The organism is Bartonella sp. AC130YNZD, assembly GCF_042196865.1.
In the GTDB taxonomy this organism is placed as follows: Bacteria; Pseudomonadota; Alphaproteobacteria; order Rhizobiales; family Rhizobiaceae; genus Bartonella.
In genome coordinates this window covers 1-21,981 of record NZ_JBHIQZ010000021.1, presented here as the reverse complement: position 1 = coordinate 21,981, position 21,981 = coordinate 1, and the positions used below count along the sequence as shown (strand labels likewise).

General features: G+C 34.8%; 19 protein-coding genes and 2 pseudogenes. 5 read left to right on the top strand and 16 right to left on the bottom strand.

The features are described from left to right. Positions 1-143: 143 nt before the first annotated feature. The 5 genes and pseudogenes from ACFINU_RS07520 to ACFINU_RS07500 all read right to left on the bottom strand — a co-directional run. Entirely contained in the window at positions 144-425 is a 282-nt protein-coding gene (locus tag ACFINU_RS07520) for a type II toxin-antitoxin system YafQ family toxin (protein WP_375618613.1), read from the bottom strand. A gap of 12 nt (positions 426-437) precedes the next feature. After that, positions 438-713: a type II toxin-antitoxin system RelB/DinJ family antitoxin gene (locus ACFINU_RS07515; RefSeq protein ID WP_375618612.1), complete on the bottom strand. Its 276-nt coding sequence runs from the start codon at positions 711-713 to the stop codon at positions 438-440. Between the two features lie 120 nt (positions 714-833). After that, the gene (locus ACFINU_RS07510; RefSeq protein ID WP_375618611.1) at positions 834-1,112 is read right to left on the bottom strand and encodes a hypothetical protein; all 279 of its coding nucleotides are present in this window, start codon (positions 1,110-1,112) and stop codon (positions 834-836) included. Continuing rightward, complete coding sequence (locus ACFINU_RS07505; RefSeq protein WP_375618610.1) at positions 1,109-1,846, bottom strand: antA/AntB antirepressor family protein; 738 nt, start codon at positions 1,844-1,846, stop codon at positions 1,109-1,111. The genes ACFINU_RS07510 and ACFINU_RS07505 overlap by 4 nt, the downstream gene beginning before the upstream one ends. Positions 1,847-2,118: 272 nt before the next feature. After that, positions 2,119-2,541: pseudogene (locus tag ACFINU_RS07500) on the bottom strand (tyrosine-type recombinase/integrase); the annotation flags it as partial. A gap of 750 nt (positions 2,542-3,291) precedes the next feature. Here ACFINU_RS07500 and ACFINU_RS07495 point away from each other — a divergent pair. Both ACFINU_RS07495 and ACFINU_RS07490 read left to right on the top strand, forming a co-directional pair. Further along, positions 3,292-3,954 (top strand): lysozyme, encoded by a 663-nt coding sequence (locus tag ACFINU_RS07495; RefSeq protein WP_375618609.1) that lies wholly within the window; start codon positions 3,292-3,294, stop codon positions 3,952-3,954. Next, positions 3,951-4,178 (top strand): hypothetical protein, encoded by a 228-nt coding sequence (locus ACFINU_RS07490; protein WP_375618608.1) that lies wholly within the window; start codon positions 3,951-3,953, stop codon positions 4,176-4,178. Before ACFINU_RS07495 ends, ACFINU_RS07490 begins: the two co-directional genes overlap by 4 nt. A 1,729-nt stretch (positions 4,179-5,907) precedes the next feature. On the opposite strand, the gene ACFINU_RS07485 is transcribed toward ACFINU_RS07490, so the two are convergent. After that, positions 5,908-6,147 carry a hypothetical protein gene (locus ACFINU_RS07485; RefSeq protein WP_375618607.1) on the bottom strand — a complete coding sequence of 80 codons (240 nt, stop codon included), beginning with the start codon at positions 6,145-6,147 and terminating at the stop codon, positions 5,908-5,910. Further along, complete coding sequence (locus tag ACFINU_RS07480; RefSeq protein ID WP_375618606.1) at positions 6,134-6,313, bottom strand: hypothetical protein; 180 nt, start codon at positions 6,311-6,313, stop codon at positions 6,134-6,136. Before ACFINU_RS07480 ends, ACFINU_RS07485 begins: the two co-directional genes overlap by 14 nt. A 430-nt stretch (positions 6,314-6,743) precedes the next feature. Between ACFINU_RS07480 and ACFINU_RS07475 the strand changes: the two genes are divergently transcribed. Beyond that, positions 6,744-6,866 carry a hypothetical protein gene (locus ACFINU_RS07475; protein ID WP_375618605.1) on the top strand — a complete coding sequence of 41 codons (123 nt, stop codon included), beginning with the start codon at positions 6,744-6,746 and terminating at the stop codon, positions 6,864-6,866. Between the two features lie 1,087 nt (positions 6,867-7,953). On the opposite strand, the gene lldD is transcribed toward ACFINU_RS07475, so the two are convergent. Both lldD and ACFINU_RS07465 read right to left on the bottom strand, forming a co-directional pair. Then, entirely contained in the window at positions 7,954-9,105 is a 1,152-nt protein-coding gene (gene lldD / locus ACFINU_RS07470) for an FMN-dependent L-lactate dehydrogenase LldD (RefSeq protein WP_375618604.1), read from the bottom strand. Positions 9,106-10,226: 1,121 nt separating this feature from the next. Next, positions 10,227-11,315 carry a 2'-deoxycytidine 5'-triphosphate deaminase gene (locus tag ACFINU_RS07465; RefSeq protein ID WP_375612382.1) on the bottom strand — a complete coding sequence of 363 codons (1,089 nt, stop codon included), beginning with the start codon at positions 11,313-11,315 and terminating at the stop codon, positions 10,227-10,229. 239 nt (positions 11,316-11,554) lie between these two features. Here ACFINU_RS07465 and mutL point away from each other — a divergent pair, with 239 nt between their 5' ends. Continuing rightward, a complete protein-coding gene (gene mutL, locus ACFINU_RS07460; RefSeq protein WP_375634686.1) occupies positions 11,555-13,408 on the top strand; it encodes a DNA mismatch repair endonuclease MutL in 1,854 nt (617 codons plus the stop codon). Positions 13,409-13,517: 109 nt separating this feature from the next. Then, complete coding sequence (locus ACFINU_RS07455; protein ID WP_375608064.1) at positions 13,518-13,754, top strand: DUF2093 domain-containing protein; 237 nt, start codon at positions 13,518-13,520, stop codon at positions 13,752-13,754. A 19-nt stretch (positions 13,755-13,773) separates the two neighbouring features. On the opposite strand, the gene lpxK is transcribed toward ACFINU_RS07455, so the two are convergent. From lpxK to ACFINU_RS07420, 7 genes and pseudogenes are all read right to left on the bottom strand, one after another. Beyond that, a complete protein-coding gene (gene lpxK / locus ACFINU_RS07450; protein WP_375618602.1) occupies positions 13,774-14,814 on the bottom strand; it encodes a tetraacyldisaccharide 4'-kinase in 1,041 nt (346 codons plus the stop codon). Continuing rightward, positions 14,804-16,126 carry a lipid IV(A) 3-deoxy-D-manno-octulosonic acid transferase gene (gene waaA / locus ACFINU_RS07445; protein WP_375667492.1) on the bottom strand — a complete coding sequence of 441 codons (1,323 nt, stop codon included), beginning with the start codon at positions 16,124-16,126 and terminating at the stop codon, positions 14,804-14,806. Before waaA ends, lpxK begins: the two co-directional genes overlap by 11 nt. Before the next feature lie 1,370 nt (positions 16,127-17,496). After that, positions 17,497-17,742 (bottom strand): DUF4170 domain-containing protein, encoded by a 246-nt coding sequence (locus tag ACFINU_RS07440; RefSeq protein ID WP_375618600.1) that lies wholly within the window; start codon positions 17,740-17,742, stop codon positions 17,497-17,499. Positions 17,743-17,788: 46 nt separating this feature from the next. Next, positions 17,789-18,595: a 3'(2'),5'-bisphosphate nucleotidase CysQ gene (locus ACFINU_RS07435; protein WP_375618599.1), complete on the bottom strand. Its 807-nt coding sequence runs from the start codon at positions 18,593-18,595 to the stop codon at positions 17,789-17,791. Beyond that, positions 18,582-19,913: a TldD/PmbA family protein gene (locus tag ACFINU_RS07430; RefSeq protein ID WP_375618598.1), complete on the bottom strand. Its 1,332-nt coding sequence runs from the start codon at positions 19,911-19,913 to the stop codon at positions 18,582-18,584. Before ACFINU_RS07430 ends, ACFINU_RS07435 begins: the two co-directional genes overlap by 14 nt. A 1,204-nt stretch (positions 19,914-21,117) precedes the next feature. After that, a pseudogene (locus ACFINU_RS07425) lies at positions 21,118-21,486 on the bottom strand (hypothetical protein); the annotation flags it as partial. Positions 21,487-21,585: 99 nt separating this feature from the next. After that, positions 21,586-21,954: an XRE family transcriptional regulator gene (locus ACFINU_RS07420; RefSeq protein ID WP_375618614.1), complete on the bottom strand. Its 369-nt coding sequence runs from the start codon at positions 21,952-21,954 to the stop codon at positions 21,586-21,588. Positions 21,955-21,981: the final 27 nt, after the last annotated feature.

Below are 21,981 nucleotides of genomic sequence, written 5' to 3'. Positions count from 1 at the left end.
ACCAAATATCCGACTCTAAACATACTCTGAGACGCGCGAAATTCTTTAGAAAATGGTTTCTTAATTTTACTCGTCTCGCAGATGCAAGAGATAATGTCGTTTTACACATCTCAAACAGTGGTTTTCAAAAACCTGAAAAATTATCATAAACGCAGTTCAGAATGTGAACCAAGCCGCAAAAGTTCTAAAGTCTCATCATCAGGCTTTCGATAGATCAAAACTAAATCTGGTTTAATATGGCAATCACGACAGTTTCGCCATTGCCCTGTTAGTGCATGATCTCTCCACTGCACTTTTAGGGGTTCGTTTTCCGCTAATGCTTTGATCACAAGTAGCAAATCTATCTCTAATGTATCAGCATACCGCCCTTTACTTTCACGTTTCAGATCACGCCGAAAAGATTTAGTATAAACAATTTCCCGCATCGCTAACCAAAGTCACTTTGCAGACTTACACACTTCGGCTTTATCATCACGAATCATGGCTCGCAGACCATCCAATGACGTACGTTCGACACGTCCCATTTCAGCATCCTCGATAGCCCGCAATGTTTCCGGATTGGGTTGAAATAGATCAAGTGGCAATGCTCTATCTCTAGCAATGCGGGTCATAAACATACGGACCGCATCTGATACAGTTAAGCCCGTGGATTTAATAACTGCGCTTGCAACTTCCTGAACTTCATCAGGTATGCGTGCTTGAATTTTACCCATTCGCTTAAACCTCCTATTTATTTGTATTACAGTGTACTACATTTAAAACTTATGTCAAGAAATTTATCCAATAATCCCCTCCCCGCTTTTGAAACGGGGAGATGAATCATAATTTATGACTTAAGCAACCTTTTTAATAGGGCTCTCGAAATTTGATTCATAAGCGCGCAACAAAGAATCCATGCTATGCGGTAACTCTGAATCACCAAAATCTGTTAGAACTGTTAAGACTTTAAGCATACTTGGCATCTCATCTTGAAGCTTTAAAATTAAAGTTTTTTCTATTACACTCATAGTATCAACCAGAGCTGTACAATCTTTGTCATTCATATTCTCATGTCTAGAAAATTGAGATAATGCCATCCACAAATCGCATAAGAAGTTGGTATCTATTTTCATTGCACACCTCCATGAATTTGTTCTCTTAAACATGCTAATCCTCTGGAGGTAATTTTCGTTGAAGGGAGCACCTTTTCTGTACCATCCGGTCTTTGAATGGTGATAGCAGGGCAGTCCATGAATCCTTTCTTGATCTTATCCTGATAAGGTAATAGAGGCGCCCCTGGAGCACGACGATACACCCAATCATGTTTACGCAAATAATCGGTTAAATCCTTTGGTCGCACTTCTAACATCTTTGCTGCTTCAATTAAACCAAACAGACCATCAGAACGTTTTAAGCCATCCAAAGCCTCTGCTTTTGGTGCTAATTCTGCAATGACATGATCTTTCTGCTCAATTTGACTTTGTAAGTGATTCAAAACACCAAGTAATGCTTCAGGTTTGGAGTAGTCAACTTGTGGTGTCACTACTTGTTTCAAAAGCCGTTCACATTTGATAAAGTATAAACGAGCCTCTCTACCTTTCTTATTATTTTCAAGCATAGAAAGCTCTTTTGCTACATTTAATGTAAGATAATATTCTTTTAACACTACATTTTGACGTTCGCCAGTTTTGGCGAGCGTTAAAATATAATCTATTCCTTCTTCTAAATTGTATTTGATAATACGGTCTTTAATCCAATTGGAAAAGTCTCGTTTTGCTTCTAAGAATGCGTGCAGATTACGTGCATTTACTGTTTGAACAATTTCCTGTCCAACAGTTTGTTCCGATATTGGAATAAGAGTGTTCATGTGAACTCCTTGTAGTTAGAGGTTTTCAATTGACACTCAATAAAGAGTGCCGGGCGCTGAAAACACGGCTACAAGTCCGTCGTTACACTTTTCCCGTGAGGGTATTGTATAGTGTAACCACACCCGACAAGGTCATTATATGCATGTAGCACATAATGAGTCAAAGTCTTTAAATGTCCAGAAGATTGATTATTTCGGCAATCAATCCGCTTGTAGTTTCTAAGGTGTTTTCAGGCACCTGATTCGACAATAGACATAATGTTGACATATTGTCAAGTACCTCCTGTTATAAATGCAGCCCACTGTTCTAAGAGAGCATGTCGTTGTTCTAAAAAATCTGTCCGCATATAAGCTTTTGTCACTGAACTCCCAACTGAATGCGCAAGAACAGTTTCTGCAATCTCAAAAGGTGTTGATGTTGTCTCTGCTATCCAATCCCGAAGACTAGATCTGAAACCATGGGGTCTATAATCAAAACCTTTGTCTTTCATGAATTTAGAAAGTGTTACATCAGATATAGGCTTTCCAGAACTCCCAGCAAATAAAAAACCATTCTTTTCAAAGGGAAGGGATTTCTCAATCACTTTCAAAGCTTCATGACTTAATGGCACGCGAAAATCTGAAACTTTTCCCACAATACCTTTCATATTTTCTTTTGGTATTGTCCATATATTTTTATCTATTTGTTCAAATTTATTACAGTACAATATTCTTAAAAAAACTATAAAATATCATTGGTCTATATATTGAATATGCTCCACTAATATATTGTTTCAGTTGGAAACAGACTGTAAGAGAGAAGAAATATCCATTATGTTTTTATGTAACAGTTTATTTGAAATCCTTCATAAAGGTATTTTTTTAATGAAATTAAGCAATTAGGAGAAAAAACAAAGAATAATTAAATTAACTATAGATTTTTTTATTAAATATGTATAACACGTTATGTATATGATTTATTGATTCTAAGATAAATTTTAGATGTATAATGTTAAATTATAATGTTTTTTTGTTTTTATAAAAAAATTCTGTGGTGCAATTTATGAATTTTGAAATTACTTAAAAATCAACACCTAATTATTTCATTAATTATTATGTCTCTTATTTTTTTGTTAAAAGTGCTTTTTGTCATCGGAATTATTGAGGTTTTTCAAGTAAAGTTCTTCTAAATCATTCTAGATCAACTGTAAGAGTTTATGAGTGAAATCTATCTGATTATAAATGGGATTATTATAAAGTTATTATCTTTAGATGGAGATCAATTGCTGCAAAATGAATAGTATTTAGCATAATCTTTATTCAAAAAAAATGATATGGATCTTAAAATAATCCACTATGGATGTTTTGAGTTTATTATGCCCTTTCGCTGTTCTGTTCTTAAAAATGAGTAGATGTAAGTTTTTAATTCATATCCTGCTTTGTGTAGTTTTTTATAGGTAAAAATAATGCGAAAAATATCAAAAGAAGGGCTTGTATTGATTAAGCAATTGGAAGGCTTACGTTTATCAGCTTATGAAGATTCTGGTGGTGTCTGGACAATTGGTTATGGACATACAAGTGCTGCTGGGGCCCCAAGCGTCCACAAAGACATGCAAATTACGGAAAAAGAAGCTGAAAAAATCCTTCGTCAGGACTTGAGGGAGTATGAAGCTGTTGTTGAAAAAGCCGTTACCGTTCCTTTAAACGATGAACAATTCGCGGCATTAGTATCATTTTGCTATAATGTAGGAATCACAGCATTTCGCAATTCTACACTTTTAAAAAAGCTTAATAAAGGTGAATATGAAGCGATACCAACCGAATTGCAAAAATGGACAAGAGTAGGAGGAAAACGTATCCAAGGTCTTGTCAATCGCCGAGCAACCGAAGCAGGATTGTGGGCAAAAGGAGCTCATGTTGCCCCCAATTATCATGTAGTAGAACCAGAAGGCGTAACAGGTATTTGCAAAGTAGAAGCTCTTGCACCAATCATAGGTTCTTTTTCAGGGCTTGGAGGTCTTTTTGCAGGAAATGGCCCTGTTCAATGGGTTCTAGCAGGCATTATGGTTTTAGCTGCTTGTACGGCTATGATATACATTGCTAAACGTTTTCAGGAACACCGCCTATGATTTTATGGATAAAAAAATATCTGACAATGACGTCAGCGCTCATAGCAGCTTTTCTTATAGCTTTAGTCAAAGCCTTTTTTCTTGGGAAAAAAGTTGAGAAGCAAAAGCAAACAAAAGAAGATTTCAAGATAGCGACAACACGGCTTGAGGTAGAAAATGAAATTAATAAGAAAAGTGATGCTGATGTGCGCACTAAGCTTTCTAGCTGGTTGCGCGACGAATGAACGAACTTCTTGTATTGGATGGCTGCCAATTTATTTGAATCGACAAGATATCAATGTCATTAGTCCAAATTTGGCGAGAGATATTTTAAAACATAACGAACAAGGTGAACGTTTATGTGGTTGGAGAGATAAACGGAAAATAAAGTGATAAAAATATAATTCCTCTGAAACATCAATCAATGAAAAGATTTGAAAGAGGTGGATACATTCAGATTAAAAGTAAAAGCACTTAAAGGATTAAAACACTCTGGTGGTCGATTAGATTTAATTAGAGTGACTGAGATGTCTGAATTGAAACTAAAGGATTGAACAGATTATGTTTGTGTAAAATGATTGAGTCTATTGATGTATTCTAAGGGCATCTTTGTTATCCTATCAAAAGAGATGAGAAAAAACTTTATGGATTGCACTACTATCGTCGTTCAAAGAAATGATCATACACAAAGGTTCTGTTTTCAACAAAAATAACATCTAGGGGCTGGCATGCTTGAAGAAAAGCAATCTACGGAGCTATATAATGAATAATGGTAAGGCTTTTATGTAATTTGTAAATGACGTTGTTTCAGCTTCCTAATTATAATAATGATGTTGACGATAAGGCAAATACTTTCGCACTGTATCTGCTTTTTCATGCTAAAGTGGCGGGAAAACATTGTGAATGATCTTGGCTGTTAATTTTTCTATAGGTAAATTCCCTATGTGGGAAATGACATGCAACTCCAGTTGGAGAAAACCAACAACCATTTTTGCTTTTATTTTTTAACTTAGCTTTTTTACTTTCAAAAGTTGCCTAGCAATTTCTTGAAAAATATTGCTTTACTATTTTAAGATAATTTTTTCCTGAAATAAAATCCTTCTTTTAAAATATTACTGTAATATCTTGCAAACTCATGTACTGCTTTTAGAAAGAGTTTGTAATAAGACCATGCCTTTCACGGCTTTTATTGTGATGTGTATAACGGAAAAGTTAAGAGTGCGTATTATCTTTTCGAACATTCAACTACAATCTTATTTCATCACAATATTTATCTTGAGAAGATACTTTTACAAAGATACTGATGATCTATAAATCGCTCTCCCCTAATTCACCTTCTCGCTCATCCTTCCATGCATTGCCCGTCCACCTTTTAAACCACCTTAAATTTTTGATATAAAATTTTTTCTTTAATTTTTATTGAATCATAAAAATGATATGTCTGAATCTCACCTCTATGCATCTTTATACGCTTTGATTCTTGTTTCTAAAGCCCAGATTGCCTACATATCGTACTGTTTTTATATTTAATATATATTTTTAGATTTATTCCTAACTTGTTAGAAAAGTTTTTATATTTTGATAGAAATATCTTCTATCAGTTCACTTTTTTCAAAAGATTCTGAAAGGATTCTCAAAAAGTCTGCAAAGTTAAAGACTATTTAATACGTATTGTTTCTTTTTTAGAAATCAAAATTGGTAATGCCCCATTCCTTACCAGCAATTGTGTTATTTGCAGAGCAGTCTGTATAAGATGGCGTAACCTCTTTTATAAAGTTAACTAAAGTTTTTTGAATTTCTAGCATATTGTTTAAAGACAAAAAACTCCCTCTTATTTATACAAGCAGCTTAGACATCGGCTGATAATCCTTCCGCTTATAAAAATCCTTTCTTTAATAACCCTCAAAACCACAATTAAAGTGGTGAAAGATAAAACATGATTTTTAGGCGATCATAACGCACAATAAAATCAAACTAGTCTAAATGTTCAATGCTAACACCTGCTAAACAGTGGAAAATAAGTTTTAGCACGCATTCAAATTGGAAGGGCTTAAGCCCCCGCGCACTACGATGGGTTTCTACTCTCATCGTAGGATTTACATTCCCTCTAAAACTTAATCGCTGTAAATATAAAAATCTTGACGCCCGTTCTAAATCCGTGAGAGTTTCTGGATCTTGCTGTATTAAACGTTGAAATTCCTCACAACTGCTCATCTGAAATGCTAACATTTTTCATAAAAGGACGATAGTGGCGTTGTAACATCCCTAAAAAGTTTACGACATAACCTGAGAGATTATTGCTGATTTCAGGGGATAGAATCAATTTCTGCTCAAAGAAAATCTCATCCATACCAACAAAAAGGTTTAATCTACATGCCATGAGGAATGTTCTCAAATAATTTTGATATTTTTTTGATCAAATTTCTTTTGTCACCAATATCAGCAGCAATTGGTGTGGAATTAACAAAATTATAATTTTTTATCTTAAAATGTATCCATTATTTTTTACATTCTTTCATCTATCTTAGCCTTCTTTTCACAGCTTCAAATGATAAAAAGTAACTGCAATGTTAAGTTGTTTTGCATCGAACAAATTTCTCGCAAACTATCCCTATTGGCTAGATGACAATCCATCCTCTATTTAAAGAGAGAAAAACTTTTCTTTTTTATTCAGCGATAAAGTAAATATTATCCAATTACTTACGAGTAGAAATTCGATCAAATAGAAACTGTAATTCTTTCTACTCTGAGTAATCTTGTACCCATTTATATAGGTTTAGGAAAGCGTGCTGTTATGAATATTCATAAAAATGCTTCAAAAATTGATATCAGCAAAACTTCTGTTAAAAAAAGGAAAAGATGTTCTCTTACTTGCTACTGAAGAAACTGTTCAGATTTGTCTTGATGTTGCTGAAGAGCTTCAAAAAACATGAAGTTATCCCAACGCTTACAAGTGTGCCAACAATTCAACTTTGAGATAATAGATCAGTGCTAGAGTTATGCCAATCTCACCAATCTGTTGTTGCCTATGAAGAGCATAGCATCAATGGAAAAGCCTAGAGATGCAATTATTAAATCACTTATAGAACAAAACATTCTATGCCAATTTGTATCATTAGGAACACCTAACGACCCCATCTGCAATAAAAACAAACTGGATTTTTAATAAATTATGCAATCAATAGAGAAAGCATAAACAGTGTTAGCAATGACATACTATACAAAAAATATTCAACTGCTTCCTAATATGTTCGCCAGTTCAAAAACATCATAACTCATTGAGGATGCAAGAAAATAAGAAAGAAAAGCACATTAATTCACGCAGTCTTGCTCTCAGTAAACGAGCTTTTTTAAAGATTGTATGGGTATTTTTTTCATTGCTTAAAAATGTACTCCATAAAAAAATATCATATCCATATAATATATTACCAAATAAAATTAATATAAATAATATATAGATTATAGGAATATTATTTATTAGATCCATTTTTTATTATAATTATAGCTTTTAATAAATACATATTGACATTTTTAATAATTTTATTTATATATCATAATTAATATTATTCTATATTAAAATAAAACTAAATGAATCTTATAAATTTACGTTTTATGCTAATGTGGGAAATAATTAATTAACATATTATATTTTTATATATAGGAGGGAAAAATGCTCACAGCATTATTTATAGCTATTTTTTCTATATCAACAGTTGTTTTACCTTTAATATCAGCGCTTGTTCCTTTTTATCCGTAGAATGAGCTTTTAATAAAGTAAGTAAAAGATGTATGCAATGTTATTAGTGTTTTTTTTGTGTTTATTATTATTAAGATTTTTGCGTTAATTATTATTGTATTTACGGAGTATTATTTTAGTTACTGAGTATTTTCTGTATTTTTATAGAGGAGCTTTTTGATCTTTTCTATTTAAATTTAACTGTCAACATATTTGTAAAATATATAATTATGCTCCTCTATAAAAAGACTTTCTTTTTCTGAAAGCAGTATAACATATTGCTTTCATTGCTTAAAAACATCTATATTTACTAAACTCTTGCGTGTAATATCTTTGATTGTCTGAGTACCGGTCAGTGTCATAGCTACCCGCATTTCATTGGCAAAAAGATCAAGGAGATGCATAACACCTTTCTTACCTGCTGCTGCAAGCGCATAAACAAAAGCACGGCCAATCATAACAGCATCCGCACCTTGTGCTATCATGCGTACAACATCAAGACCAGAACGAACACCTGAGTCCGCTAAAATAGCCAAATGATCCTTTACAGCATCCGCAATTGCAGGCAACGCTCGTGTTGTTGATAATACACCATCAAGCTGACGTCCGCCGTGATTAGAAACAACAATACCATCCGCACCAAATTTTACTGCTTCTCGTGCATCTTCTGGATCAAGAATACCTTTCAAAATCATTTTTCCTTTCCAAAAATCGCGAATCCATTGTAGATCATGCCAACCAATTGATGGATCAAAATTTGCACCAATCCAACCAACGTAATCATCCAATACAATTTTCTTTTTGAGATAAGCAGAGACATTTCCAAGATCATGAGGGCGCCCCATAACACCAACGTTCCAAGCCCAATATGGATGAGTCAAAGCTTGTAAAAAACGACGTAAACCAGCATAAGGACCAGACATCCCCGAATGCGCATCACGATAACGTGCACCAGGAACTGGCATATCAACTGTAAAAACCAACGTGCGTACACCAGCTAACCAAGCCCGTTCTAGTGCATCACGCATGAAACCGCGATCTTTGAGAACATAAAGTTGAAACCAAAATGCACCTCCAATCGCTTCTTGCACTTCCGCAATGGGACAAACTGAAACAGAGGATAGAGTAAAAGGAATCCCTTTTGCCGCTGCGGCACGCGCTGCTTTTACCTCTCCACGACGTGCATACATGCCCGTTAGCCCAACAGGCGCAAGTACAATCGGTAAATCAAGTGTCTGATCAAAAAGCTTGATTGAAAGATCAACTTCACCAACTTGCCTTAGAATCCTTTGACGCAGTGCAAGAGCTTGAAGATCTTTACAGTTACGTCGCATCGTTTCTTCAGCATAAGCCCCACCATCAATATAGTGAAAAAGAAAAGGAGGAAGACGACGCTTTGCTGCCTTACGATAATCAAGTGTTGAAGAAATAATCATTGATGGCACCATTGTTCCTAAATAAAAAGAGAAGATATCCTAAAACGCATAAAAGCGAATCCGTGTACCTTCCTACTCGATATTCTCCCAAAACGCTCTATTGAATAGATAGAAGCAACAGAGATTGCAACTTTCTAAAAAAAACTAATTGATAAAAACAATGTCTTTATTTCTCCTATCCAAATTTAAAATCTCACAGTATGAAGTATCATTAATAACGTATCTACTCATATATTCTTCATGTGCAATTAAAATGTTATACTCTCTTTAAAGCAATCCCTCTTCGAAAGCGATTGCTCCGTAGCTTAATTAGTTATAATTTAAAGTTGCTTCTCCCTCCAAAGGTCCTTACATTATCAGTTATTAAGAATATAGAGTGTCATTAAGTATAAACCATAATCTCCCCCAAAAGATGAAAAAATCCTTTATTAATACTGGAAATAAAGCTGTCGCATACATGCAGAAATCTTCTTATATCAATATTCAAAACTAAGATCTGTTACTTATTCATGCATAGTGCCTAATTCACATAAAGCATAAAAACTTTTAATGTTCATACCAATAGAAAATCTTCATATTTAATTGAATAATTTTCTAGCAATATTATATCTTGAGGCTATAAATGAGTTACTAAAATTAGAACAATGTTTATTGAAAATAATTGTTACTAAACTGGAGTGAAAACTTATTTATTAACTCTTAAGGATAATTTTTATACGGAATAAAATATACTGGTTATTACACTCTAGAAAAATTGAGTCAATTGCAGCATCCAATCTCGCATATTTACTTTGAAAAGTGAGTAGCTACTGTTATATTGAATTTTATTAACCTATTGATTTATTATAATAATAAATATGAATAACATATTGAATATAGTAAATTTTGTCATGATGAAATAATCAAAACTATTCTTTTGCACATCATAAATGGAGTTCGTATAGATAGAACCTCTTGAAAAAAGAAGTAAAAATTCCTCCCATACCCTCTCAAATGCAAGAGATGAAATAACCTTGAAAATTAAAAATAGAATGCATGACGCCGGTTTTGCGAAGCACAAAATTTTTTTTATCTAAAATACGCTTTCTGCATACATGTTATCAAAATTCATGGTTCCCAACTCATTTAAAATGCTTGGACAACTTTAAACCCTGTGCTTGATAATGTGATCCAACATCATGTCCATAAAGGGTTGATGGTCGATTAAGCATATGCTCATAGACCAAACGGCCAATAATTTGACCATGCTCTAAGATAAAAGGAACTTCATGGCTCCGCACTTCTAAAACCGCTCTTGCTCCTTTTCCACCCGCCTCCTTATGCCCAAATCCTGGATCAAAAAAGCCTGCATAATGCACCCTAAACTCGCCAACTAAAGGATCAAAAGGTGTCATTTCTGCGGCATAAAGCGGCGGCACATGAACAGACTCTCGTGAAACTAAAATGTAAAATTCATCAGGATCAAGAACCAACTCCCTTTGACCACGATCAAAAAGAGGTTCCCAAAAATCTAAAACGTGGGCAACGGCACGTTTATCAATATCAATAACACTTGTATGATGTTTACCACGATAACCTATAAGCCCGTTTTCGTCTCCCTTTAAATTAATGGAAAGACCAATACCACCAACACTAATATTAGGAAAATCATCCGATATCAGTGTTTCTTGCCTTTGCAAAGTGTGCAACTCTATTTCATTTAAATAACTTTGCCCTTTTCTAAACCGAAGCTGTGATAAATGTGAGCCTGTATGCACCAAAATTGGAAATGTGCGTGGACTAATTTCCAAATAAAGTGGACCATGATAACCAGCACAAATTTTATCAAATTCCTGAGCATTATCCGTAATGACACGTGTAAAAATATCTAATCGTCCTGTAGAACTTTTGGGATTGGCAACAGCAGATAAGAATTCTGGTAAAGCTAAACTTTCCAAAAGAGGAACAATATAAACACACCCCGTTTCCAAAACGGCTCCGTCTCGTAAATCAAACTCATGCAACTTTAACCGTTCAAGCTTATCCAAAACTTTTGTATCAGGTCCCGGCATAAAAGAAGCACGTATACGATAAGCTTTCTCCCCTAAACGAAGATCAAGACTTGCTGGTTGTATTTGAGATCTATCAAATGGATACTGAGCCTTGAGAAAGTTATTCTCAATCAAAGCTTGTATATCACTATCTGCTAAAATACCGCTTATACGCGCCATATATATTGCCTTCCCTTTTTACATTGTTTCTTTTTTTGACCTAGATGATAAATTGGTGCAAGCTATTTAAAGTGATAAAAACTATTTTTATGTTTTTTCCAACCGACTTGTTAACATAAAATAAAATAGGAGGTATTGTAAAAATAATACCTCTCATGCTCTCTTATTCTTGAATGTCGCGCAAATGATGTTATCATAATTTTCTATAAGAACCCTTAAGTTTCCTGTTAGAATTTATTATGATTATACGCCATCTTAGCGAAAATATTATTAATCAAATCGCCGCCGGTGAAGTTATTGAACGACCAGCAAATGTTGTCAAAGAACTTGTTGAAAACGCTATTGATGCTGGTGCAACACGCATTGAAATTATTACAGCAAATGGTGGAAAAAATTTTATAAAGGTGAGTGATAATGGTTATGGAATTCCTGCAGATCAATTAACTTTAGCAGTTTCTCGCCATTGTACCTCAAAGATTACCGATGACGTACACAATATCTGCTTCCTTGGATTTAGAGGAGAAGCCCTCCCCTCTATTGGTTCTGTTGCTAAACTTAAACTCATTTCACGAACAAAAGATGCTGAGAGCGCTGCTGAAATTTCCGTTACTGCAGGAAAAATTGTAGGACCCAAACCAGCTGCTGCAAATCTTGGAACAATTGTTGAAGTTCGTGATCTTTTCTTTGTCACGCCGGCACGATTAAAATTTATGAAAACTGATCGGGCTGAAACAAATGCTATTAGCGATATGATTAAGCGAATTGCTATCGCATTTCCACATATCCGCTTTTCTCTTTCAGGACTAGACAGAACATCTATGGAATTGTCTGCTACAGAAAATAATATTCAAGGACAATTACAACGTATTACGCAGATTATGGGAAAAGAATTCGCCCCTAATAGCATTGCGCTGAATGCTGAACGCGAAGCGGTGCGCTTAACAGGTTTTGCCTGTTTGCCATCTTTCAACCGAAATAACAGCCTTCATCAATTTGCTTATGTTAATGGACGTCCCGTGCGTGATAAATTTCTATGGGGCGCTATCCGAGGCGCTTATGCTGATGTCATGACACGAGATCGTTATCCTGTCGCTATTCTTTTTATTGACCTCCCACCTGCTGAGGTAGATGTTAATGTTCACCCAGCCAAAGCTGATGTACGATTCCGTGATCCAGGATTAATTCGTGGTTTGATTGTTGGAGCTATTCGTGAAGCATTGCAACAATCTGGTATTCGTCCTACTTCAACCCGTTCTGAAGCAATGCTTGCTGCATTTCAAACACAACAATCATTGGCACAACAACCATTAGTCAGTTTTAAGAACACGCACCAGTTCTCTTCTTACAGTTCACAACCTCATCATTTTACCAGCGCTTCAATGGTCCAAAAACCATTGGATAGTACTCACTCTTTTGATTTAAAAGAAGATGCCGCTCCTATTATGGAGGGCTTAAATACCCCAAGTGGGGATGCATACATTCCAAGCACGACATCTTCATCAGAAGAGTTATCTTATCCATTAGGAGCGGCCAGAGCACAAATCCATAAAAACTATATTATCGCCCAAACACAAGATAGTTTGATCATTGTCGATCAGCATGCAGCTCACGAACGATTGGTTTATGAAGCACTCAAAAATGCACTTTATTCCAAACCACTTCCTTCACAGTTATTACTTATTCCTGAAATTGTAGAACTCTCTGAAGAGGATGCAACATGCCTTTTAACGCATAAAGATGCTTTGCAAAAATTTGGATTAGGAATAGAACCATTTGGACCAGGAGCAATTGTTGTGCGTGAAACACCTTCCATGTTAGGAAAGATCAACGTACAAGCCCTTATTAAAGATCTCGCAGATGAGGCCGCTGAGTATGATACAACAAATAATTTAAAAGCAATGCTTGATTATGTTGCAGCAACGATGGCCTGTCACGGCTCAATACGGTCAGGACGCCTTTTACGCCCCGAAGAAATGAACACACTATTACGACAAATGGAGGCAATACCTAATACAAGTACATGTAATCATGGACGCCCTACTTATATTGAACTCAAATTGGCAGATATAGAACGGCTTTTTGGCAGAAAATAAGCCCTGCATCATTTTTACAAGAAAAATATTTTAAAATTAACTCTCGACTTTATAATACATTTTATGGCACTTTTCTTGAATCTCTTGTATCAAGTAAGAAGGAGTTATAATGTTTCCCAATGGTGAACGCGAAGCAAAAATTCATTATTCTAATAACGGATATGACATTATAGAATATGGTACCTATACCATTTGTGCTGTTAGCGGGCAAAAAATCCCTATAGATGATTTAAAATATTGGAATCATCACCGCCAAGAAGCATATGCTAGTTGTGAAATCTCCTATCAGCGCGAACTTGAGTGCAACCCATATCTCAAGCAATTGTTAAAAACAAAAGAAAAATAACCCCTCGAAAGCTATAAATTTAGCTTTTGCCTTTTAGACAAGAAAATTCAAGGGAACGTTTTCTAAAGCGGGTCATGACCTCTTCAAGGACCATACGACAGAAGTCTTTTTGAACAAAATCGACATTCACATCAAAGATAATAAGATTTTTCAAATCTTTTTGCATGTGAATTGTCTGTATACGGGTATAATCTTTAGCTGTTGTTGCTAGCCATAAATTGTGCATTTTAGCCTTTTGTATAAGGCTTTTTAAATTTTTATCTGTGAAAAAATAGTGGTCTGGATATATGTAAGTTTGCACCACATGACCAGACAATTCTTTAATAGATTTAAAAAATTTATCTGGATTGCCAATACCAGCAAATGCCAAAAATGATTTTCCTGAAACCTCATCAGAGGCACTGGCTTTAAGATGAGCACGATATAAAGGCTTTCCAGTACGCGAAACAAGAAAAGCGACATTATCAGGCGCATCGGAGTGACCAATCAATAAAACACTATCCATAAAAGAAAACTGCGTTTTTAATGGTACGCGCAAAGGTCCTGCTGGAAAGACAGCTCCATTACCAAAACCGCGCATCGCATCAACAACGAGTAACGCATAATCCATATAAAGACGGCGACTTTGAAATCCGTCATCCATTAAAATAAGATTACATCCCTCTTGTTTAAGCCGTTGTGCCGCTGCATAACGATTAGGTGATACAGCTACAAAAGCATGCCGTGCAAGTAAAAGTGCCTCATCTCCAACACTATATGGAGTATCATATTTTTCATTTACAAGATGTACCCCTTTAACTGATCCACCATAACCACGAGATACAATACCAGGTACGAAACCAAGTTCTTTAGCCACTTTTGTAAAAGCAATAACAACCGGCGTTTTACCCGCACCGCCACATGTAAAATTTCCAATACACAAAACTGGCAGATCAATCACGGGAGGCTGTCTTGTCATAAAACGACTTGAAAAATAACCATACCCCCATGAAACTGGAGCTAACACAAAACGCAAAAAGCTTTTATTTTTCCACCAAAAACGAGGGGCGCTAATATGCATATCTACCCTGACGCTGACGTAAACCTGTTTGTATTACAAGGGGTTGTAAAAATGGATCTAAAATCTTTAATGTGCGCTCAAATGCACCTGCCATACCTGTCGCCACTTCATGAGCCTTATCAACCATTTCTTGCCGCAATGTTTCATTTGTTAAAAGCTTATACACCTGAATAGCAAGCTGTTTTGTATCTTGAACCATATATGCTGCATCATGCGTTAGAAATTGTTTGAACATTTCTTGAAAATTTGAAACATGGGGCCCTGTCAAAATAGCGGAACCAAGCAAAGCCAATTCCAATGGATTGTGTCCACCATTTCCACATAACGATTTACCAATGAAAGAAACTTTCGATAAGCGAAGAAAAAGTCCCATTTCTCCAATTGTATCTCCCCATAAAATATCGGTATTCATGTTTGGAACAGCATCTCTACTCCTACGAATAAAACTTAACCCCTTATTATCGCATTTTCTGATAAGATCCTCTGAACGTTCAGGATGACGAGGCACAATAATTGTTAATAAATCTGGCAAATAATTTTTAACAATTTTATGGACCTCAAAAGCAATCTCCTCTTCCCCTTCATGCGTTGAAACAGCTGCCCAAACTGGGCGATTGCCGATAGCATTACGATAACGTGCAAGCAATTCTTGATTTTCAACCAGAAAAACATCAGCCTTGAGATTACCAGAAAACGTAACAGATTTTACGCCAAGTGTATGGTAATAAGCTACATCTCTTTCATTTTGACCAATCACCAAATCAATATCCTTAAAAATATGTTTGGCAAGAACACGTCGTTTTTGCCAAGCTTTAAAAGAACGTTCAGACATATGGGCATTAACCAAAATCTGCGGAATACGCATTTTTGCAAGTTCTTTAATACGAAGAGGCCAAATTTCTGATTCACAAATTAAGACGAGATCAGGCTTCCAATGACGAATAAAACGGCGCACTGCAAAATCTAAATCCAAAGGAGCATATTGATGAATCAACCTATTACCAAAATATTTTTTCACAAGAGTAGAAGATGTCACCGTCCCAGTTGTCATTAACACATTGATTTCCAATGATAAAATATAATTTATAAGTGGAACAAGTGCAAGTGTTTCTCCAACACTTGCTGCATGCAACCAAACTAACGAACCTTGGGGGCGTATATGAGAACTTTTACCTAAACGCTCTTTTTTGCGACACCACTCTTCTTTTCCACGAATAGCACGAAAGAACAAATAAAAAGGAATAACAGGACATAAGCAAAAACCAATCATTCGATAGCTTAAAAGAGCCGTATGTGCCTTTAATTCTACCATTTAAAATCACCTCATCCAGCTATTTTAAGATATCTATATACTTAATTTTGTTAAAAAATTCATCAACACTATTGGTTGCATCCATATTTTTTAATATCATCCATATCTTAAATAAAAAAAGCTTAACCCATGAGAAAATTCAATACATATACACATTATTTAAATCTCTTTTAATTAAATTTTGTAACTTATATCGATTTTATCACTTCATTCTGCACCCTATAAAAAATCTTACTCAAAAATAACAAAACTACATTTCAGTCGATTATAATTTTTAAAATATAAATGATAAATCTATGACATAGATTGTATCATTTTTTCAACACACTGAATAAATACTTCTTATGATTTTAGTGAGACTTTGAATTTTGCACGTTGGTATTTTAGAGAAAAAGCTTATTTTTACATATGTTAGGTATTGTCAATTTTTCAAAAAATAACCCATATAGACATTACAACCTAATATAAATACAATAAATAAAATGTGTTTAAAAGAAAGCTCAATCTCTATTATTTCATTCCAATAAAATGAATATGTCAAACTAATCTTAAAAAACTTTTGAATAGTATAGAGTTCTCATTTTAAATTGTGATATAATCTCTTAAAGGTAATCCAGAAAAATCTAATCTTGTTTAATAGAGAATTTCTTAAAAGTCTTAAAGCAATTTAAATAAGAGTTTTTAAAATTTTAAATCCTCTCTTTTCAGGAGATCGCATGACATATTATTCCTTTTAAGATTGTATATAATCAACACAAAATGATTAACTTATAGATTGTAGTTTTAAATAAGTACTCAAGAAACCCTTATGAGGTAAGTTAACTTCATAAATCTATTCAGTTTCTCTAAGTTTCTAATTTTGGTAAAGTTTCTAAAGACTTTCATGGTTTCTAAGCTTATAGTAATAACTCGTTGAAAAAATTCCAATAGATAAGTAACGAGTGCTAATAATCTCAACAGAGTAGTAATTGGTATCATTAATAATGCTACTCTTTTTATTAATCTTAACGCATTAGTGTCTCATACCCCATTCAAAAGCAGAGTGACTATTCACAATATAATCATAAATTTCGAGTGATAGCTGTCATGATAATATTGCTGTTGTAAATAGGTTGATAGAAACTGTCTTGCATTTTCATTAAGCGTAAAGATGGTGGTGCAATAATGGATTTTATACCTTGCAGGAACACCATTATGAAATGGGTTTAGGTGCTTTGGGAGATGTTTCTTAAAAAAACATATGAATTTTAAACAACAAGCATATTCTTTTTTACGGCATTCTATTTTACCCGAAGAACGTACCTATGAAAAGGACGACTAAACAAAAGCATGAAGCAATCTACAGGTTATAATAACCAAATATTCAAGCTTTATTCTGCATCGCCTAACTCAGCATCAAGAAACTGATGCAAATCTACAATGTAATAACGTTGTAATGCATTATCTACACTGCTTTGTGCTTTTGCCTGCCATGCTTCTTGAGCGGATTGATAATCTGAGAAAATACCAACCACATCTAAATCATCAGGATTCTTAAATTGATTACTGTTAAGATTTTTTAATTCCCCACCAAATACAAGATGTAAATATTGTTTTTTTCCTTTGGTTTCAGTCATATGTGCCTCCATATCATTTAGATTATTTTAGCGCGCTTTTACGTGATTAAACTAACTTTGTTTGACGAACAACATCTATCATATCTTGACAGCAATTATTTTTACCAGCAATTAAAAGTCCATACTGGTAAGGTTCAATTCCATAAGATAGTAAAGGGGCATCAAGCGATAAAAAACACCCTCCACACTCCTGCAAAATAAGATCAGCAGCGGCAATATCCCATTCATGACAATTTGGACGAACTAATACGATATCAATTTCATCTTGAGCAACAAGAACAATACGATAAGCAAGAGAAGGAAGATAATGATAAAGACTGACTTGATTGAGAAAATCATCTGGTAATTTTTGTGCGAGCGATTTATCAAGTGAAATTTTATATTTTCGATGAACCTCAAAGGCTAAACGAGGAAGTTTTATCCCATTTAATGTTGCCCCTCCACCCGTTACAGCTGTATAAACATCTCCTTGAGCCGGACATTGTAGAACGCCCACAATAGGACGCCCATTCTCAATAATGGCAACCGAAATACACCAATAAGGATTGCCAGAAAGAAAACCACGCGTTCCATCAATAGGATCAACAACAAAAGAGCGCTCATAATAATCTTGTTTTTCTCGATTATCTTTTGTTTCTTCTGAAATCCATCCATAATTTGGACGAGCTCCAAGAAGCCTCTCTTTCAAGAAATGATCAATAGCAAAATCTGCTTCACTAACCGGGGAATTACCTTCTTTAATCCAGACATCCAACGTGCATCCAAAATACCGCATTGCTAAATCTCCTGCCTCTCGACAAACGTCACGCAAAAGATTTAAATCAGAAGAATGATGCGTGTTATTTTCCTGCAAGTGTCATCCCTTCAATTAACAATGTTGGAGCAGCTGTACTATAACGCCGATCAATATCATTGGCAGGTGTTAAATGTGCTAACATATGAAGCAAATCAGAACCTAGCGTTACTTCACTTACCGGATAAGCAATTTCACCATTTTCAATCCAAAAACCGGAAGCTCCACGACTATACTGACCAGTAATAAAATCAATGCCATGACCGAATAATTCGGTCACATAAAATCCATTTCGCAAATCTTTTATCATATCGCAAGGCGATACTAAACCCGGTTCAATAGCAAAATTTGTACTGGTCGGCTGCACTAATGATGCCGAACGCATACCATGTCCATTTGTTTTAAGTCCCAATTCACGTGCTGTAGATGATGAAAGAAGCCAATTTTTTAAAATACCATTTTCAATAATATTGAGTGTTTGCCCCTCTACCCCTTCTCCATCAAAAGGATGAGAAGCATTTCCACGTAATCGCAAAGGTTGATCGGTTACATTAACATTAGGCCTCATCACTTCCTTGCCTAGGAAATTCTGTAAAAGACTCGTTTTTCTAGCCACAGAGGCTCCATTGACCATAGATGCGATATGCCCTGCAATTCCACGAGCCGTACGCGGATTAAAAATAACATCAACGCTCCCAGTCGCCGCACGAACTGCCCCCAAACGTCGAACAGCACCAAGCCCTGCATTCTTTCCCACAGTTTCTGCTGCCTCTAAATCAGAAAAATGTAAGGCTGTTGTATAATCATAATCCCGCTCCATCTGTGTTCCTTCACCTGCAAGAGCACTACAAGAACGTGAAAAACAACTTGAGCGATAGGCTCCACAAAAACCATCGCTGGTCACAAGAATAAACCCACTACGGCCATAAGCTGTTGCAGCGCCACCAGAATTGCTTACACCTTTAACATCAAGAGCTGCTGCCTCCGTTTTTAAAGCATCTTCTGTTAAAAAATGACTGCTGGGTACAAAATCATCAAAAAGATCAAGATCTTTAGGATACTTAACCAAACACTCTTTATCTGCCAAACCTTCAAATAAACTATCGGGAGAAGCTTTAGCCATCGCAACAGCACGTTCCGCAAGTTCTTGCGGATAAGATCCTAAATTAGCAGAAACACTTGCTACTTTTTTTCCAACAAAAACCCTTAGAGTAAAATCATTGCTCTCTGCTGCTTCTGTCGATTCGACTTTCCCAAAACGAACTGATACACTGGTAGAATGAGCATGAACAATAACAGCATCAGCAGCATCTGCCCCAGAACGCTTTGCTGCTTCAACCAGCGAAACAGCTTTCTCAATCTGGTTTTTGTCAGTCATTATAGACTCCCTAAAATATTTTATTATTTACATTGATAAGCATTCTGACAAATTTATACAAATCAGAATATAACTCTTGTGTATTGATTCATAAGATTATGCACATTCATGCATTCTTTTTCTTTTAATGCATTAAATCATTTCCCTTTTAGCTTCTTTATGAAAAGACGTAATATACCGTATATGCCGTAAAATCTCTTTAGTTTCAAGATTTCTCATGGGCCCTTATCATTTTAGGAACCAAATCTCCACTGACAATCAAATCAACAGAACAATTGGCAATTAACAAAAGTCTTAGCTATAACACTTGAATTTAAGCCAAAATCCTCAAAAATTCGAAAAGCATAAAATGATCTAAATCACAGGTCTTCCTTCCTCTGGGTAGTAAAAAACTTACCTCATATCTTTCCTATAGCATTCTTTAATTTCCAAGAAAGAATCAAGAAAATGCCTTATATTTGTATACACTTCTTTGCTTCTATAAACTCTCTCATAATGAGACGGCACTCTTGTAAATGAAACAAAACTTAAACAGAGTAAAAAATATTTCCTTCCATTATGGTTTCAACAAAATGAGCAGTCACAAACTTCTTTACCCTAATGGACGTAATATCATAAAGAACTCATTTTTTATATTTAAAAGTAATCAAGAAATTATCTTGTAATCTTTCAATAAAATTAACAGTTTGATTTATACTTATAATTTATTGTTTTGTAATTTGTATAAAAAAGCCTAATAGCATAAAATTCTCTTTGTTTCGAACCTATTCATGTTGAGTCAATCACAACTATTTGCGAGCATATCATGAATAAGGGGCATATGAATGAAACCTATTTAAGAAGAAATCAAAATGCCTCTTATGAAGGTTTTAAATGCAAAAAATATTGCAACATTAGAAACAGGAAAATATTATGACGATATGGACCTACATCATAGAGAAGTAATGAACTTCTGAAACTTTCTCATTTTCAATGAAGAGAGCATCTTATAAGCTTTTATATATAAAAAAAATTCAATGAATTTCATAAGATTTTTAGCGCAAAATTAATCCCGTAAGATGCTTTGACACGATTTCAACCGCTAACTAAAAAATGCTCCGTAGCTCATTGGTTTACCGTATACTCATAACTGATTCCATTTTAATAATAAGTTATAATTTCTGCACCTTTTTTAAGGTATTAACTTCTTTATAAATGCACCCCCTTACAAGATGCTTTTGTTTTCAGTAAGAGCACGTCTACTCATTTCAATCATTGTATCGCGAAGATGTAACTTAATTTTTGACCCAATAATCACTCCAAAGAAAGGAGCAAGTAAGCCAGACATAATTACAGTATGACGAATTTTGTTATTGGAAGCACCAGATTTTGTTGAACAAATATATTCATGATTAAAACTCATACGTGTAAAAGGAAATTTAGCATAATCAGAAAAACAAACATTTTTTATAACTTTATCAAGCGTAAAAGTTACTTTCGGTCCTTTTTTAGGTTTCATTTGCCCTACAGCTCCTACTTTAAAAGCACCAAAAAGTTCTACCCACTTAAGTTCGTGATCCCAAGAAGGCCATGATGTGTATTTTATAAAAAATAATATAATGTTTTTATTTATATTTTAAAACATAAGGGATACATAAATGAAAGCGGGGGGATAGAATTTTGCAATATGCCTCTATAGGAGTCCTCTTTTTTTGCCAACTTTCTCAAGAAGGTCTTTTAATTCTGCTAAGTTTTGTTCTGAAAAATTCTCTAAGTTTCTAACAAACATACCAATAATTTCACCGCGAAATGGGTCTGAAGATTTGATTGTAAAACTCTTGCGACATGCATAGGTTTCTTTTCTTAACAGTGAAGCCTTCTCTTGATCTAATTTATAAAGCTTTATGATCTTGTCTTCCATGCCTAATGGAACAGATTTTTTGCCAATCTCGACAGAAGATAAAAATGCTACAGATATATCTAAGTTCTTAGCCATATCTAAGAGACGTTCTGAGTGATCAATGCGAAGTTTCCGTAAAATTTTACCAAAAGATGTAACCATATAAAAAGTCCTATTAGAGAAGAAATA

Excerpts from the sequence above, each read along its gene's own strand:
- ACFINU_RS07465 (WP_375612382.1), bottom strand. The coding sequence starts at position 11,315 with ATGGCGCGTATAAGCGGTATTTTAGCAGATAGTGATATACAAGCTTTG.
- mutL (WP_375634686.1), top strand. The coding sequence starts at position 11,555 with ATGATTATACGCCATCTTAGCGAAAATATTATTAATCAAATCGCCGCC.
- ACFINU_RS07430 (WP_375618598.1), bottom strand. The coding sequence starts at position 19,913 with ATGACTGACAAAAACCAGATTGAGAAAGCTGTTTCGCTGGTTGAAGCA.
- ACFINU_RS07480 (WP_375618606.1), bottom strand. The coding sequence starts at position 6,313 with ATGGCATGTAGATTAAACCTTTTTGTTGGTATGGATGAGATTTTCTTT.
- ACFINU_RS07440 (WP_375618600.1), bottom strand. The coding sequence starts at position 17,742 with ATGACTGAAACCAAAGGAAAAAAACAATATTTACATCTTGTATTTGGT.
- ACFINU_RS07475 (WP_375618605.1), top strand. The coding sequence starts at position 6,744 with ATGCTTCAAAAATTGATATCAGCAAAACTTCTGTTAAAAAAAGGAAAA.
- ACFINU_RS07490 (WP_375618608.1), top strand. The coding sequence starts at position 3,951 with ATGATTTTATGGATAAAAAAATATCTGACAATGACGTCAGCGCTCATA.
- waaA (WP_375667492.1), bottom strand. The coding sequence starts at position 16,126 with ATGGTAGAATTAAAGGCACATACGGCTCTTTTAAGCTATCGAATGATT.
- ACFINU_RS07420 (WP_375618614.1), bottom strand. The coding sequence starts at position 21,954 with ATGGTTACATCTTTTGGTAAAATTTTACGGAAACTTCGCATTGATCAC.
- ACFINU_RS07485 (WP_375618607.1), bottom strand. The coding sequence starts at position 6,147 with ATGAGCAGTTGTGAGGAATTTCAACGTTTAATACAGCAAGATCCAGAA.
- ACFINU_RS07505 (WP_375618610.1), bottom strand. The coding sequence starts at position 1,846 with ATGAACACTCTTATTCCAATATCGGAACAAACTGTTGGACAGGAAATT.
- ACFINU_RS07510 (WP_375618611.1), bottom strand. The coding sequence starts at position 1,112 with ATGAAAATAGATACCAACTTCTTATGCGATTTGTGGATGGCATTATCT.
- ACFINU_RS07520 (WP_375618613.1), bottom strand. The coding sequence starts at position 425 with ATGCGGGAAATTGTTTATACTAAATCTTTTCGGCGTGATCTGAAACGT.
- lldD (WP_375618604.1), bottom strand. The coding sequence starts at position 9,105 with ATGATTATTTCTTCAACACTTGATTATCGTAAGGCAGCAAAGCGTCGT.
- ACFINU_RS07495 (WP_375618609.1), top strand. The coding sequence starts at position 3,292 with ATGCGAAAAATATCAAAAGAAGGGCTTGTATTGATTAAGCAATTGGAA.
- ACFINU_RS07515 (WP_375618612.1), bottom strand. The coding sequence starts at position 713 with ATGGGTAAAATTCAAGCACGCATACCTGATGAAGTTCAGGAAGTTGCA.
- ACFINU_RS07455 (WP_375608064.1), top strand. The coding sequence starts at position 13,518 with ATGTTTCCCAATGGTGAACGCGAAGCAAAAATTCATTATTCTAATAAC.
- lpxK (WP_375618602.1), bottom strand. The coding sequence starts at position 14,814 with ATGCATATTAGCGCCCCTCGTTTTTGGTGGAAAAATAAAAGCTTTTTG.